Origin of the sequence: Rhizobium rosettiformans W3 (assembly GCF_004912135.1) — a bacterium.
Lineage (GTDB): Bacteria > Pseudomonadota > Alphaproteobacteria > Rhizobiales > Rhizobiaceae > Allorhizobium > Allorhizobium rosettiformans.
On sequence record NZ_STGU01000002.1, the window covers coordinates 99,270 to 113,678 of the forward strand.

A 14,409-nucleotide genomic window follows, 5' to 3' on the forward strand; every position below is an offset into this window, starting at 1 on the left:
AGGCGGGGAGAGTGGCCACCCCGCAAGCCTGTTGCCCCTATTGATGAGGTAAAGTGGTCCGTTAGACGCGACGCTCCGCTCTCCCCCCTTGTGGGGGAGATGTCACGCCGTGACAGAGGGGGGTAACACGCGGCAGCAAGTCAGACGTCTTCGAGGGTCCCATCTCAGTTCCCTGCGATCCCCAGAAGCTCCGCATCCAGCGCATGCAGGAAACCCTCGGCGATCTGGTCGCTGATCCCGAGATCATGCGGCCCGTAACGCGCGGCAACGCGCATGTCGACAAGCGTCATCTCCGCCTCTTCGCGAAGCCGCACCACGGCATCGAAGGGCAGGCCGAGCACCAGCGTGCGGGTGGAAAACTGCAGCCGCGCCACGCCCTCCGGTTCGCCGTCGGAAAGCGGCACCATCAGCCCCGGCTCCGGACGCGCGGTGGGCAGCGGCCCGCTTTCCGGCAAGGCTTCGTCCTGCGGCGCGGGGTTCGCTCCGGCGGCGGGATCGACGGGCTCGAGCGGCGTCTCCGTCGTCGGACGAAGCTCCAGCGCCGGCAACCCATATTCCTCGCCGCGGCTTGCCGTCAGCACCAGCCGGTTTTCGCCCGCCACCTTGCGCACCGCCTCATAGACGCGGTCGATCGCCCCTTCATAGCGCCGCCCGTTGAGCCCGGGATAGGCGGCGGTCTGGGCATCGGCGGCGTTAGGGGGCAGTTCAGGGCGCGGCAGGAGATGCTGCTCCGCCGCCGGTTCCGATACCCAGGCGGGTCGGTCGGAGAGATCGGTCGCCACTTCGGTCAGCGGCGGCTTGGTCATGTAGAGATAGTAGCCATAACCGGGCAGCGCGATCGGCAGCGCCGCATAGATCAGCGCCCAGGCCGAGGCGATGCCGCCGAGCGCGCCGATCTGCCAGAGCCGCGCGAGCCCGAGCAGGGCAAGCGGCACGGCAAGCAGCGCCGGCACGGCCGCGGCGAGAACCAGCATCACGAAATCGGGTGTCTTCAGAGGGCCGAAACGATGCGCCAGCACCACGATGACAAGCATGACCAGCGAAAACAGCGCCAGCCGCCGTGCAAAAAAGGCGGAGCGGGACACCGGACGGTCATAGCGGATATGCATGCGGATCTACCGGAATCAGGAGTTTGCACCAGATGTAACGGCTCGCAGGAAGGCCGTCGATATCTAAGCGGATCGTTCTTGTCTCAGGGCTCGGTCGCGCCCCTGCCGCCCAGAAGCGGATTGTCTCCCAGCACCGGCCCTGGAATGCTGCCACCGTCGGGTGCCGTGCCGAAGTCGTCGGGCGCTGGCACGAGCCCCTCTTCGACGCCCGGATCAAGCGGCGGCAGCGCCGGCGCGTCGAGCGCGAGACCGCCATCGGGCAGGCTCGGATCGGGCAGCGGCGGGGCGTCAGGTGTCAGCGGCACATAAAGCGAGACGGTGACGATGACGGCGATCACCATCAGCCAGGAGCCGATGATGCGGGCAGGGATGACGAGCCAGCCCCCCTGGAAAGGCCTGAGCATCAGGCCTGGCACCAGCAGGATCCACAGCGCGCCGAGCACAGCGGAAAAGGCGAACTCCTTGATGCCGATCCCGAAATCATCGAGCCCGATGAAAAGCGAGAAGGAAAAGCCGACGACAGCGGCTGCCACCGGCGCCACGACACGCCGGATCCGGGCAGGTAACCACAGGACCACGCCCGACAGCATCACCGCGATCGGCGCAATCAGAAAGAGTTCATGCCCGAGCGGGCTTTGCAGGATGGCACTGAAGATCGGGTCGAAAAACAAGAGCATCGGCGCGATGATGCCGAGAAAGGCAAGCGTGATCGACAAGACCTCGCTGCGGCGCTCGGCAAGGCCGATGGCGACGGAGAGCCCGAGCATGGCCAGCACTAGATCATAGATCGACAGCGTGAAGAGATAGCCGAGCTCGAAGAAGGCAAATTCATGGGGAATGGCCAGCGAGGCGGCCACGATCGACACGCCGCCGAGAAAGAAGGCGAAGGCAATGCGAAACGCGGGACTGCGCAGACCGGCCTGCAGGCGCAGACGGGCAGCCCCGGCTTTGCCGACCTCGGATGAAACCGAGCGCTCGACCGGCCCGCCAACCTCCGCCGCAGCGCGAGCTTCAGCCTTGGCGCGGCCGGAGCCGGACTCGGCGCGCCCCGTCTTCTTCTGTGGCTGCTTCTGCTTCTTCATGTCCTCGACCTGATCCCGCGCCGCAAGCTGCGTGTCCATGCCTATTCCACAGCCCACTTGATTTGTCACCGCTGAGGACTGCAGAGTGTCGCGAGTGCGGGAGGTCCGATCATGGCCATTGTCATGCTGTCAGCCGTCACGCGCATCGAGCGCAAGGCGGCAACGAGCTTCGTCTTCGACACCGTCAACCGGCTGGGCGGCTGGATCGACGACGTGCACATGTATTCCAACCTCATGAACACCATCCGCTTCACGCTGCCCGCCGGCGCTTTCGCGGATCTGGTCGCTGCTCTTGAGGCCGAGGCTATCCTCGTTGAACCGCTCGCTGGCCTCGGAGACATGCGCGATCCCGCCGCCGAACGCATGGGCACGCTTCAACTGACCTTCATTCACGACGAGCCGGATCTGAAGCGGGAGGTGCCGTCGGTGCCGGGCTAGCTTTAAGCTCGGTGATCGCGGGGGGCCTCAACGCAGAAACCCGGCAGTTGCCTGCCGGGTTTTTGTATCTTGGGTGAGGTGTGGAAGACCTTAGGCCGCGCGACGGTCGTGGCGGCCTTCCTCGACCTCTTCCACGATCTTCGCCACGAAGGCATCGAGATCGCCGGGATTGCGCGAGGTGATGATCGCCTGGTCGGTGACCACGGCCTCATCGCGCCAGTCGGCACCGGCATTGATCAGGTCCGTCTTGATCGATGAATAGGAGGTTGCCTTGCGGCCCTTCAGGCCACCGGCTTCGACCAGAAGCCACGGACCGTGACAGACGGCTGCGACAGGCTTGCCGGAATTGAGGAAGGTCTTCACCAGCTCTACCGCCTTGTCTTCCTTGCGCAGGAGGTCCGGATTGATCTGGCCGCCGGGAATGACGAGTGCGTCGAAGTCGTCGAGCTTGACCTCGTCGAGCGTCAGGTCGACATCGACGGTGTCGCCCCAATTGTCTTCGTCCCAGCTCTTGATCGGTGCCTTTTCGAGCGAGGCGATCTTGACCTTGGCACCCTTGGCCGAGAGCTGATCGAGCGGCACGCGCAGCTCCGAGCGCTCATAGCCATGGGTGGCGAGGATGAGGATGCGGGCGGATGTGATGGAAGGCATGGTATGTCCTTATCGTTGGGTTTCGTCGCGGGGGATGCGAGGGAAACGGCCTCGCCGCCGCATCGTTCCGGGAAAATCGCATGAGACCCCATCGGAAGGTGTTGCCGCCCGCCTTCCGCTTTGCTAATCAGGCCGCGATTTGCAGCGCCGCCCGCGGCCTCGCAATCCAGTTGGGGCGTCGCCAAGCGGTAAGGCACCGGTTTTTGGTACCGGCATTCCCAGGTTCGAATCCTGGCGCCCCAGCCACATTTTCCCTAAGCGGCACCAAGCCTCATCATCGTCTCGATCTCAATCCATCCATGGCAGCGTGCCTTTTGGCAGGCGGCGGCCGGCGAGGGTGGCGATGGCGGCGAGAGCCAGCACCATCAATGTCGACAGCACGGCAACGGCGGCGGCGGACGTGGAATTGCCCTCGTATTGCAGGGCAAACACCATCACCCCGATGGTCTCGTGACCGGATGACCAAAGCAGGGCGGAGAGGGTGAGCTCGTTGAGAGCCGTCATCACGACGAGGATCGCGCCGGCGGTTGCGGCCGGCAAGATGCCGGGCAGGAAAATCGAAAGGATGCGGCGGGCAAGACCGGCCCCGGCCACGCGCGCTGCCTCGTCGAGGGATGGATCGGTCGAATGGGCCGCCGCAGCGACCGGTCTGAGGACCAAGGGCAGGAAGCGGGCGAGATAGGCGATGACGAGGATGGCCGAGGTCCCGTAAATCGACACACCGATCAGCGGCAGCGGCTTCAGGAAGGCGAGGATCATCCCGAGAGCCACGACGGTCCCCGGAACGACCCAGGGCGCTTCGATGACCATGTCGAGCAGTCGCAGCAGCCGGTTTTTGCGGCGCACGCCGAGAAAGGCGAGCGGAACTGCCACCAGCACGCAGATCGCGGCCGTCATTGTCGCCAGCATCAGGGAATTGCCAAATGCCCGCCGCACGGTCTGATTGTCGAGCACGGCGCGGAACTGGTCGAGGTTGGCCGTGTCGGGTCCGAAGGCGACACCGATCGCGGGCAGGAGCGCTGTCATCGTCAGCGCCGCAAGCGGAACCAGCGAGAGGACCAGCACGACCAGCCAGAGCAGGGCCTCTATCAAGGGCGCGGATCGTCGGGGCACGAATGGTGCGCCCGCCGGCAATGGCACCGCGATGCGGGTGGTCACCAGATTGCGGGCCAGGATTGCAAGTGCTGCCATCAGCGCAAGCACGAGCGCCAGCGTGGCGACCTGCCCTGCCGTAGCCGGGCCGAAGCCATTGAGCCGCTGATAGATCAGCGTCGTCAGCACCGAGATGCGGCCCGGAATCCCGAGCAGCGCCGGCACGCCGAAATTGCCGATCGCCGCCGTGAAGGCAATCAGGCTTCCGGCGAGCACCGAGGGCATGACGATCGGCAACACGATGCCGCGTCCAATCCGGGCAGGCGGTATGCCGAGAATGCGCGCCGCTTCCACGAGGTCGGCGGGCAGCGCACGCAGGGCTGCGCGCACGGCGATGAAGACCAGCGGCATGTGCTCGATGCCCATGACGAACGCGATCCCACCCATCGAGTAAAGCGGATTGGTCGTGCCGGGTGGTGGCGCGAGTCCCAGTGGTTTCAGGATCGGTGACTGAGCGCCGCTGAGCTCGATCCACGCGAGCGCCATGGTCTGCGAAGGGATGATCAGCGGCATCAGGATGAGGAAGGTCAGCGCTGCCCGCGTGCGCAGCTTGAGGAGGCTGACGGCGAAGGCGAGAGCAACACCGAGAAGTGTCGAGACCGCGACGGACAGCAGCGAAGTCTGCAGCGTGCCGGAAAGCGCGCGCAGTGTCGAGCGGCTTGAAAGCGTGGAAAGCATCAGCCCGAGTGCCGCGCCGTCTTCCCCTGCCTGAAAGGCGCTGGCGAAGAGCCGGACGAGCGGCCAGAGCGTGGTGATTGCGACATAGAGAACGAGAAGGGAGACGAGCAGATGCTCGCCTCCCGAAGCACGCGGCTGGCGCATGATGAGATCAGCCGCCGAACAGCTCGGCGAACTTCTCCTTATTCTCGGTGTCGGCCTTCAGCATGGCGTCGCTGTCGGCAGGCAGGATCTTCAGCGTCGAGAGAGCCGGATAGCCGTCCGGCTGGGTGACGCCGGGCAGGATCGGGAAATAGCCCTGGGCGGTCGCCTGTTCCTGAGCGGCCTTCGACAGCTGCCAGGCGACGAAGGTCTTGGCAGCCTCGACGGCATCCGAGCCCTTCAGCACGGCGACTGGCTGGGTGATCGAGCTGACACCCTCCTGCGGGAAGACGAAATCGACCGGCGAGCCCTTCTTCTTGGCGTTGAGCGCCATGTATTCGATGATGATGCCATAGGCTTTTTCGCCGCGCGCCACGGCCTCGATGACCGTGCCATTGCCCTGACCGGCGACTGCGCCGGCCTCGGCCAGTTTCTCGTAATAGGCCCAGCCGAATTCCGGCTGCTGGGTCATCGTGCCGACATGGATGACGGCCGCACCCGAATAGAGCGGGCTCGGCATGATCAGGCTTTTCGCCGCATCGGCTTCAAGCAGGTCGTTCCAGCTTGTCGGCGCAGTCTTCACCAGGTCGGTATTGTAGACGATGCCCGTCGTGATCACCTTGGTGCCGAAGAAGGTCTTGTCAGGGTCGATAAAGGCGGGGTCGATGCCTTCGACCGGCGCTTCGGCAAAGGAAAGCAGGCGGTCATCATTCTTGAGCTGGGTCATCGCCACAGTGTCGGCGATCAGGATGACGTCGGCCGGGCTGTTGCCGGCGGCATATTCGGCCTGGAGCTTGGCCATGACTTCGGTCGTGCCGGAGCGGAAAAGCTCGACCTTGATCTCGGGATGGTCGGCATTGAAGGCCTCGATGACCTGGGTCATCTGGTCCTGCGGCTGCGACGTGTAGACCGTGATCGTATCCTCGGCATGCGCGGAGAGGGCAAGACCGGCAAGGATGGTGGTGGCGACGAGAGTGCGAATGGACATGGGATCCTCGTTGAATGGGCGGGGCGCAAATCGTCTCCGGCCCGGACGATGGGGGACACCCGCCGGGGCGGCGGGCAGGCGTAGTCGCCTAGCGCAGCGAGATGACGGCCGGACGACAGGCCGATGATGTTCCCGTGACATTGGCGGCCTCGCGGCTGGCATTGCCATCGCCGATCACCCACCCGCCTGTGAAGGCGAGTTTGATTGGCGTGCCGGGCGAAAGCCGCTCGGAAAGCGGCAGGCTCACCACGTCCCCGTCGACCTCGGTCGGCAGGCAATGGCTGAGAAAAGTGCCGTTCTGAAAGACTTGCCCGACCAGTTCGGTTTTCAGCTGGCCACCCTCTGTCACGTGTCTCAGATCCGAGGCGTGGAAGCAGAGCCAGCCATATCCAACGGGCGCGTCTCCGGGCAGGTCGAGAAGCTCTCGTCCCAGCATGACCAGATTGCGACCGCCTTCCGACTTGATCACCTTCACCGGGAGGGTTCGGCCCCGGCCGATGAAGCGGGCGACCATCGGCGAGGCCGGTTTCCGATAAAGCTCTTCGGGTGTGCCGACCTGCTCCAGTTGCCCCCTGTCCATGACCGCAACATGCGTGGCAACCGCCATGGCCTCGTCCTGGTCATGCGTGACGAAAACGAAGGTGGCGCCCGTCAGGCTATGGATACGGCGAAACTCGGACAGCATGGTCTCACGCAGATGGGCGTCGAGATTGGCAAGCGGCTCGTCAAGCAGGATCAGCCGGGGCCGCGTGGCCAGTGAGCGGGCGAGCGCCACCCTCTGGCGCTGGCCGCCCGACAGTTCATGCGGGCGCCTGTCGCCAAGCCCTTGAAGACCGACAACCTCGAGCACCTCGTCAATGCGCGCTGCACGCTCCACAGCGTTCAGGCCGGCAACCCTGAGCCCGAATTCGATATTGCCGCGCACCGTCATGGTCGGCCACAGCGCGTAGGACTGGAAGACCATGCCGATCCGCCGTTTCTCGGGCGGAACGAAAGCCACCTCGCTTGCAACCGCCTCGTCGTCGAAGTGGATCGCGCCGCCATCGGGCATTTCCAGTCCCGCGATCAGCCGCAACAACGTGGTCTTGCCGCAGCCGGAGGGGCCGAGCAGGGCGAGAAAGGCACCGTCGGGGATGGCAAGCGACACGGCATCGAGTGCGAGATAGGTGTCGAAGCGTTTCGATACGGCTTGCAGCGTCAGTCGGGGCAAAGGGGCTTTCTCCTGATTTCGAGGCACCCTTGCCACCGGGAAATGACATCAGCATGAAGCTGCGAAGCTGCGGAAAGGCTCCGCCGGTGTCCGGCGGTGCGTGCTGGCGATCATCAGGCAAAATAGTTGACTATTCTGGTTATGTATTGCATGACGACAGCCACGATCAATCCGCGGCCCGCAAGCCTGGCTGCCATCTTCACCCGCATCGAGCCATTCCCGGCGGTGTCTCATGGCCTTTCGCCCTCGCATGCAGACGCAGACGCGTCACTATCGCACCATTGAGCCGTTGCGCGTCCGAACCTGGCCGGGCGTGGTGGCCGATGTCTGGCATGTTCAGGGCGCTCAAGGGGCCGGGGGCTTTTACCTGTCACCGGATCCGCGCCTTGTCGTCTTTCTGGGGACGCTGCCGCGCAGCCTGTCCTTGAGAACGAGCGAGACCGGTCATCCGATGTCCGATGTCGCCATGCTCTATGTGCCGGCCGGCCAGCCGCTGTGGAGCGCCATGGAGGGCGAAGAGACATTCGCGCATCTCGATTTTCATCTGGAAGCGGGGCCACTGCAGCAAAGACTGGCGGGCCTCATACCCTCCGGCAAGCTGACAGAGACGGTGATGCTGGCCGATGCGGCAGACGTGAAGGGAATGCAGAGCCTGGCGCGCATGGTGGCCGACGAGATCGAGCGCCCTTCGCGCCCGGCCATGATGCTAGACGGTCTCCTGTCGGCGATGCTGGCAGAGGTTCTGAACCTGCCGCACGAACCGATGGAGCACACGGGCGGCCTGTCGCCGCGACAGATATCCGCCATCAGGCGCCACGTGTCCGAAGCGCTACCGAGGCGCACCAGCGTCGCGGAACTGGCAGATCTCTGCGGCCTGTCCGAAAGCTGGTTCAGCCGGGCCTTTCGCCAGAGCACCGGGGAGACGCCGCAACGCTGGCTCACCCGTCAACGGCTCGAGACCGCCATGGAGATGATGCTGTCGACAGACCGTGGCCTGGCGGAGATCGCGGACGCCACAGGCTTTGCCGATCAGGCCCATCTCACCCGCGTCTTTCGCGCATCCAAGGGGCTGCCGCCGTCGCAGTGGCGACGCATGCGGGCCGGTTGCGACTGAGGAAAACAAGGCGAAATTGCGAAAATTGAGCAGATCCAGTCAAATCGCGGAGCTTTCGTTCAAGCGCCGTCCAAAAACAAGACTTATTCAGTCATGAATTCCCTTCGTCTTGTTGGATGGACCATGAACACCAGGATAGCCCTTTTCGCCGGAGCCAGTCTCCTTGCCCTTCATGCCGCTGCTGTCGCCCAGGAGGCCGCAACGACGGAATTGAACGAGATCGTCGTCTCTGGGCAGGGCGATCCGACCGCGCCGACAGAAGGCTATGTTGCAAAGAGCGCAGCCTCGGGCACCAAGACCGGCGCGCCGGTCCTTGAAACCCAGCGCTCGGTGTCGGTCGTCACCCGGGACGAAATCGACGATCGCGGAGCCGAGACGCTGGGCCAGGCCTTGTCGACCACCGCCGGTGTCGTTGGCGAGCCCTTCGGTGCCGATCCGCGGTTCGACAGCCCTGTGCTGCGTGGTTTCGACATGCGCAACGCTCAGTATCTGAACGGCCTGCGGCTGATGCGGTCCCAAGGCGCGCCCTCCTACGACATCTATGGTCTGGAGCGGGTCGAAGTGTTGAAGGGCCCGGCTTCCAGCCTCTATGGCTCCGGCACGCCCGCGGGCGTGATCAACATGGTGCAGAAGCATGCCCAGTTCAAAGATGCCTATGAAGCAGGAACAGGCCTTTCGATCGATGGCGATGCGGAAGTCTTTTTCGATGCCAACAAGGCCCTGACCGACACGTTTGCGGCAAGGCTGACGGGCAAGCTCGCCAAAACCGAGGAAGACATCGACGAGCTGACCAACAAGCGCGGCTATCTCGGTCTCGCCACCCGCTGGTCGCCTTCGGATGCGACCACAATCGATTTCCTCGGATCCTATCAAAAGGATTCCCCCATCACCCCGGCCGGCATTCCCTTCGCTCTGACGGGGCAGGGCAATGACGAAGACCTGCGCGACCTTTACGCGGGTGACGCGTCGGTCGACGACTCCGATCGCCGGATGACGAATCTCGGCTATGAGCTGCACCATGAGTTCGACAGCGGCTGGGCGCTCGACCAGTCGGCGCGCTACCAGAAGTTCGATTGGGACTATACGGGCTTTTATGTCTCAACCCTGACGGCACCCTCGACGATCAATCGTGGTGTGATCTTCCAGGATGAAGACACCTGGACGGCCAACCTCGATACCCGCGTCTCCGGCGACGTGCAGACGGGCGTGGTTGATCACAAGCTGCTCTTCGGCCTGGATCTGCGCAAATATGGTGACAACACCACGACCGAATTTGCCACCTCTTCGGCGCTCGATTTGACGAACCCTACATCCGCGACTGTCGGCGCGCCCTGGTACATCAAGACCGACGACCTGACGCTCGAACAAGCCGGCATCTATGCCCAGGATGAGCTGTCTTACGACAAGTGGCGCGCGACGCTTGGTATCCGGCACGACTGGACAGACCAGCAAGGCACGTCGACCAACAACTTCTCCGGCGCGACGGTCATCGACCAGCAGGACAGCGCCACGACAGGCAATGTCGGTCTGTCCTATGTCTTCGACAGCGGTTTTGCCCCCTATGTCAGTTATGCAACCTCATTCGATCCCGAAATCGGCACCGACATCGACGGCAACCAACTGAAACCGACGACTGGTGAACAGTGGGAAATCGGCGTGAAATACCAGCCGACCTCGTTCGAGGGTCTCTTCTCTGTCGCCCTCTACGATCTGACGCAGGACAATGTGAGTGTGACGGTCAGCGAGGGCGGCCTGAGCGGCATCCGCCAGATCGGTCAGGTCAAGTCGCGCGGTCTTGAGATCGAGGGAGCCGCCGAGATTGCCATGGGCTGGAGCGTCAAGGCGGCCTACAGCTACAACGACGCCGAGCAGGTAGGCACGAATGACGGCAAGATGCCGGCCAACATGCCGCGCCACACCGGCAGCCTCTGGCTGGCTTACGACTTTGCCGAGGATACGGCTCTGGAAGGGCTGACCCTTGCCGGCGGCATCCGCTACATCGGCGAGCGCTTCGGCGACAATGCCAACACCTATGAACTCGATCCCGTAACGCTGGTCGATCTGGCCGCGAAGTACAAGGTGACGGATAAGGCCACGCTTGCGGTGAACGTGAACAACCTGACAGACGAAACCTATGTCGCCAATTGCGGCTCGTTCGGTTGCTATTACGGCTCCGGCCGCTCCGTCATGGGAACCCTGACCGTCCGGTGGTAAAGCTCGATCGATCCTATCGCCGGCGCGCCTTCCTGCAGCTCCTTGCTGCCACGGGGTTCGCCGGCCTCTCGTCTCCGCTTCACGCGACCTCTGCGGCGTCTTCAGGCGCCGCAGACCTGCGTCTGGCAGCCATCGACTGGGCCATGCTGGAAACCGCCTGGGCGCTGGGGCATAAGCCGGTCGCGGCCTGCGAATTGATCCGCTTCCGCGTCGAAAGTCCGGCCGTTCCGCTGCCGCAAGAGACGCTCGATCTTGGCCTGCGCGGCGCTCCCAATTTCGAGCAGTTGCGGTTCGCAGCACCCGACCTGATCCTTTCCTCCCCATTCTACACCCGGCACGAAGCAGCTCTTTCGGCGGTCGCACCCGTCTTCAGCCTGCCGTTGTTTGTCCGCGGCGAACCCTCGCTGCCGCATGCGCTCAATGCCCTCGAAGGGCTCGCCGAACGACTAGGCGATCGACAAGCGGGAGAACGGGCACGACGGGCGGCGGAAGACCGGTTCGACCGCATCGCCAACCGTCTCAAACCGCAGGTCGGCCGGCCCGTCATGCTGATTGATTTCGGCGATTCCCGTCATTTCCGCGCCTTCGGTTTCGACAGTCTCTACGGCTCGACGCTGACACGGCTCGGCCTCGTCAACGCCTGGCAGGATGGGACGCAATTCTCCTTTGCCGCCCCCGTGCCGATCGATCGCCTGGCGGAGATGTCCGACGCCAGTTTCGTGATCGTCAGCCCGATCCCGATCGAGGCACAGGCGCAGTTGCAGCGTTCCGTGCTGTGGAATGCGCTTTCCCCCGTCAAGGCAGGCCGCGTTCACCAACTGGCCGCCACCAATGCCTTCGGCGGCGTGCCCTCTGGCCTCGCCTTTGCCGAAGGCCTCGCAGACGCACTGGCCACCGCATGAAATTGCTGCCCCTTCTTCTCCTGGCTGCAGGCGCGTTGCTGTGGTTTGTCGCCGCAAACGCCCTGCTGCCGCTCGCTGCCTGGCCCGAGGCGCTTGTGCCGGCCGGCGATCGCAGCGTCGCCGAGATCCGCCTCGTCTTCGGTCTGATGCCGCGCGCTGTGGTCGCGCTGCTGGTCGGAGCGGCACTCGGTCTTGCCGGCGCCCTGTTGCAGCGTGTGCTGCGCAATCCGCTCGCCGATCCGACCGTGCTCGGTGTCTCCGCCGGAGCGCAACTGGCTCTCGTTTGCGCCACGCTCTTTGCGCCGGCAGTTCTCGCGCAAGGCCGGTTGCCGGTGGCTCTGGCCGGCGCCGCCGCGTCTGCAGCCCTCGTTCTCATCCTCGGCCAGAGACGGGGCTTCGAGCCGGCCCGCATGGTCGTGGTCGGCATGCTTGTCGGCCTGATGGCCTCGAGCCTTGCCACGGCATTGACCCTTGCCCGCGGCCAATACCTGCTGTCGCTGGTGATCTGGAACGGCGGGTCTCTGGTCCAGCAGGATTGGTCGGCCGTCATCCGTCTCGCTTTCGCGCTGGGCGTCTGCCTTGTCCTGGCCCTCGGTCTGATCAGGCCGATGCAGCTTCTGGCGATTGGCGCGGAAACGGCCGGTGCCCTCGGCCTGCGCGTCGGTCTCGTCCGCTTGGTCGTCATTGCCGTTGCCGTTCTCCTGACCGCCATTGTCTCGGCCGAAGTCGGGCTGATCGGCTTCATCGGTCTGGCGGCGCCAACGATCGTGCGCACGCTCGGGCTGCGGACCGAAACCACAAGGCTTCTCGCCTGCATGGCCGCCGGCGCTGGCCTTCTTCTCCTCTGCGACAGCGGCGTGCTGCTGATCGATCACGCCGTTGGCGAGATGTTCCCGGTCGGCGCCGTCACGGGCCTGATCGGCGGGCCGCTGATGCTCTGGCTCCTGCCGCGGCTGTCCGGCCGCACCCCGCCCGCCTCTGGAGAGGCGACAGCGACGCAGCAGACCGGTTCAGCCTGGCGGCCGCTTGCGGTCCTGGCGGTCCTGCTGGTCGCCGGATCGCTGATCGGGCTGGCGCTTGGCCGCGGCCCCGGCGGCTGGAGCTTCCTCCAGGCCGGCGACATTGCCGCCTTCTTGCCGCTGCGCCTGCCACGCCTGGTCGCGGCCATTGCTGCCGGCGCGTTGCTGGCCGGTGCCGGTGCCATTCTGCAGAGAACGACATCCAATCCGCTCGCTTCGCCAGAGGTCATGGGCGTTTCCGCCGGTGCGGCCCTCGGCTTCGGCCTGGCGGTCTTTTTCGTGCCCATGCCCCAGCCATGGATGTTCCTGATTGCCACAGCACTGGGTGGAGCCGTGGTCTTGCTGATCGTCGCGCGCGCGGCGATGAAGGCGGGCCTGCCTTCCGAACGCATCCTGCTGATGGGACTGGCGCTCAGCGCGCTGGCATCGGCCGTCCTCTCGGCCATGATGGCAGGCGGTGATGCCCGTGCCTGGATCATCCTCACCTGGCTTGCCGGCTCCACCTCGGCGATCGGCATGGTCGAGGCGGTGATCCTGGTTGCGCTCGCCGTGCTCCTCATGATCTTCTCTCTGCTCGCGGCGCGGTGGCTGGCTGTCTTGCCGCTCGGTGTCGAAATCGCCTCCGCACTGGGGCTCTCGCGCTTTGCCCGTGTCAGCCTCTTCCTGGTCGCCGGGGTCGCCACCGGCACGGCAACCGTTTTGGTCGGGCCCGTCAGCTTCGTGGGACTGATGGCGCCGCATATCGCCCGCAGGATCGGGCTCAACTCGGCCGCCGCCTTCACCGCCGGCGCCATGCTGATCGGCGGCTTCCTGATGATGCTGGCCGATGCCGGCGCGCGGCTCGCCGCCTTTCCCTACGAACTCCCGCTCGGCCTGTTTGCGACCCTGATCGGGACGCCCTGGCTCCTGCTCACCATGACGAGACAGACGCGATGACCTGCCTGTTTGAAATCCGCGATCTCACCATCGACCTCGGCGGAGGCCGCACGCCGCGCCGGGTGATCGACGGCCTCGACCTCGACATTCCCGCAGGCCGCACCGTCGCGCTGATCGGCCACAACGGCTCGGGCAAGTCGAAGGCCCTGGCGCGCCAGATCGAAGTCACCGCCGGCGAGATCCGCACCATCGGTCGGCCGCAACGGGACTGGTCGCCGCGCGACCACGCCCGCGCGCTCGCCTATCTTCCGCAATACACGCCGCCGGCCGAAGGCATGACGGTTCGCCAGCTCGTGGCGCTCGGCCGTTATCCCTGGCACGGCGCGCTCGGTCGTCCGAGTTCAGAGGATCGGGCAGCCGTCGAGGCCGCAATCGCCGAATGCGGTCTTGCAGACTATGAAGGTCGCCTGGTCGACACGCTCTCGGGTGGTGAACGCCAGCGCGCCTGGCTTGCGATGCTGCTTGCTCAAGGGGCGAATGCGTTGCTCCTGGATGAACCGATTTCGGCGCTCGACATCGCCCATCAGATCGAGGTCATGAATCTCGTCCACCGTCTGTCGGAAGCCGGTCGTTCGGTGGTCGTCGTGCTGCACGACGTCAACCTCGCGGCCCGCTTTTCCGACCACATCGTCGCGCTGAAGGGTGGAAAGGTTGTGCTGAACGGATCACCTGATGATCTGATGCAACCGGAAGCCTTGTCACGGGTCTACGGTCTTGCCATGGATGTGGTGACACGTCCCGGCCGCTCCCCGCTCGCCAGCGCCCTTTAAGGGTG

General features: G+C 64.8%; 12 protein-coding genes and 1 tRNA gene. 7 read left to right on the forward strand and 6 right to left on the reverse strand.

Annotation, left to right across the window (positions count from 1 at the left end):
- Nucleotides 1-164 precede the first annotated feature (164 nt).
- Together FAA86_RS03685 and FAA86_RS03690 are read right to left on the reverse strand one after the other, a co-directional pair.
- Nucleotides 165-1,109 (reverse strand): DUF1499 domain-containing protein, encoded by a 945-nt coding sequence (locus FAA86_RS03685; protein WP_136538434.1) that lies wholly within the window; start codon nt 1,107-1,109, stop codon nt 165-167.
- A gap of 83 nt (nt 1,110-1,192) precedes the next feature.
- Entirely contained in the window at nt 1,193-2,230 is a 1,038-nt protein-coding gene (locus FAA86_RS03690; RefSeq protein WP_136538435.1) for a hypothetical protein, read from the reverse strand.
- 72 nt (nt 2,231-2,302) lie between these two features.
- On the opposite strand from FAA86_RS03690, the gene FAA86_RS03695 reads away from it, so the two are divergent.
- Nucleotides 2,303-2,629, forward strand: a complete 327-nt coding sequence (locus FAA86_RS03695; RefSeq protein WP_136538436.1) for a hypothetical protein — start codon at nt 2,303-2,305, stop codon at nt 2,627-2,629.
- A gap of 90 nt (nt 2,630-2,719) precedes the next feature.
- On the opposite strand, the gene FAA86_RS03700 is transcribed toward FAA86_RS03695, so the two are convergent.
- On the reverse strand, nt 2,720-3,280 hold the full coding sequence (locus FAA86_RS03700) for a type 1 glutamine amidotransferase domain-containing protein (RefSeq protein ID WP_136538437.1): 561 nt from the start codon (nt 3,278-3,280) through the stop codon (nt 2,720-2,722).
- A gap of 171 nt (nt 3,281-3,451) precedes the next feature.
- On the opposite strand from FAA86_RS03700, the gene FAA86_RS03705 reads away from it, so the two are divergent.
- Nucleotides 3,452-3,526: transfer RNA gene (locus FAA86_RS03705), tRNA-Gln, on the forward strand.
- Nucleotides 3,527-3,568: 42 nt separating this feature from the next.
- Here FAA86_RS03705 and FAA86_RS03710 read toward each other — a convergent pair.
- The 3 genes from FAA86_RS03710 to FAA86_RS03720 all read right to left on the reverse strand — a co-directional run bounded on the left by FAA86_RS03710 (nt 3,569) and on the right by FAA86_RS03720 (nt 7,449).
- Nucleotides 3,569-5,254 (reverse strand): ABC transporter permease, encoded by a 1,686-nt coding sequence (locus FAA86_RS03710; protein ID WP_136538438.1) that lies wholly within the window; start codon nt 5,252-5,254, stop codon nt 3,569-3,571.
- Between the two features lie 7 nt (nt 5,255-5,261).
- Nucleotides 5,262-6,239: an ABC transporter substrate-binding protein gene (locus tag FAA86_RS03715; protein ID WP_136538439.1), complete on the reverse strand. Its 978-nt coding sequence runs from the start codon at nt 6,237-6,239 to the stop codon at nt 5,262-5,264.
- A gap of 88 nt (nt 6,240-6,327) precedes the next feature.
- Nucleotides 6,328-7,449: an ABC transporter ATP-binding protein gene (locus tag FAA86_RS03720; RefSeq protein WP_136538440.1), complete on the reverse strand. Its 1,122-nt coding sequence runs from the start codon at nt 7,447-7,449 to the stop codon at nt 6,328-6,330.
- Between the two features lie 232 nt (nt 7,450-7,681).
- Here FAA86_RS03720 and FAA86_RS03725 point away from each other — a divergent pair, with 232 nt between their 5' ends.
- From FAA86_RS03725 to FAA86_RS03745, 5 genes are all read left to right on the forward strand, one after another.
- Nucleotides 7,682-8,563: a helix-turn-helix domain-containing protein gene (locus tag FAA86_RS03725; protein WP_136538441.1), complete on the forward strand. Its 882-nt coding sequence runs from the start codon at nt 7,682-7,684 to the stop codon at nt 8,561-8,563.
- A gap of 123 nt (nt 8,564-8,686) precedes the next feature.
- On the forward strand, nt 8,687-10,777 hold the full coding sequence (locus tag FAA86_RS03730; protein WP_136538442.1) for a TonB-dependent siderophore receptor: 2,091 nt from the start codon (nt 8,687-8,689) through the stop codon (nt 10,775-10,777).
- Nucleotides 10,771-11,679, forward strand: coding sequence for an iron-siderophore ABC transporter substrate-binding protein (locus FAA86_RS03735; protein WP_167494882.1), 909 nt, complete (start codon nt 10,771-10,773; stop codon nt 11,677-11,679). Before FAA86_RS03730 ends, FAA86_RS03735 begins: the two co-directional genes overlap by 7 nt.
- A complete protein-coding gene (gene fhuB / locus FAA86_RS03740; protein WP_136538443.1) occupies nt 11,676-13,634 on the forward strand; it encodes a Fe(3+)-hydroxamate ABC transporter permease FhuB in 1,959 nt (652 codons plus the stop codon). Before FAA86_RS03735 ends, fhuB begins: the two co-directional genes overlap by 4 nt.
- Entirely contained in the window at nt 13,631-14,404 is a 774-nt protein-coding gene (locus FAA86_RS03745) for an ABC transporter ATP-binding protein (RefSeq protein ID WP_136538444.1), read from the forward strand. Before fhuB ends, FAA86_RS03745 begins: the two co-directional genes overlap by 4 nt.
- Nucleotides 14,405-14,409 lie beyond the last annotated feature (5 nt).

Coding starts and splice junctions, on each gene's coding strand:
- FAA86_RS03700 (WP_136538437.1), bottom strand. CDS start 3,280: ATGCCTTCCATCACATCCGCCCGCATCCTCATCCTCGCCACCCATGGC.
- FAA86_RS03710 (WP_136538438.1), bottom strand. CDS start 5,254: ATGCGCCAGCCGCGTGCTTCGGGAGGCGAGCATCTGCTCGTCTCCCTT.
- FAA86_RS03685 (WP_136538434.1), bottom strand. CDS start 1,109: ATGCATATCCGCTATGACCGTCCGGTGTCCCGCTCCGCCTTTTTTGCA.
- FAA86_RS03690 (WP_136538435.1), bottom strand. CDS start 2,230: ATGGACACGCAGCTTGCGGCGCGGGATCAGGTCGAGGACATGAAGAAG.
- FAA86_RS03730 (WP_136538442.1), top strand. CDS start 8,687: ATGAACACCAGGATAGCCCTTTTCGCCGGAGCCAGTCTCCTTGCCCTT.
- FAA86_RS03725 (WP_136538441.1), top strand. CDS start 7,682: ATGGCCTTTCGCCCTCGCATGCAGACGCAGACGCGTCACTATCGCACC.
- FAA86_RS03695 (WP_136538436.1), top strand. CDS start 2,303: ATGGCCATTGTCATGCTGTCAGCCGTCACGCGCATCGAGCGCAAGGCG.
- FAA86_RS03715 (WP_136538439.1), bottom strand. CDS start 6,239: ATGTCCATTCGCACTCTCGTCGCCACCACCATCCTTGCCGGTCTTGCC.
- fhuB (WP_136538443.1), top strand. CDS start 11,676: ATGAAATTGCTGCCCCTTCTTCTCCTGGCTGCAGGCGCGTTGCTGTGG.
- FAA86_RS03745 (WP_136538444.1), top strand. CDS start 13,631: ATGACCTGCCTGTTTGAAATCCGCGATCTCACCATCGACCTCGGCGGA.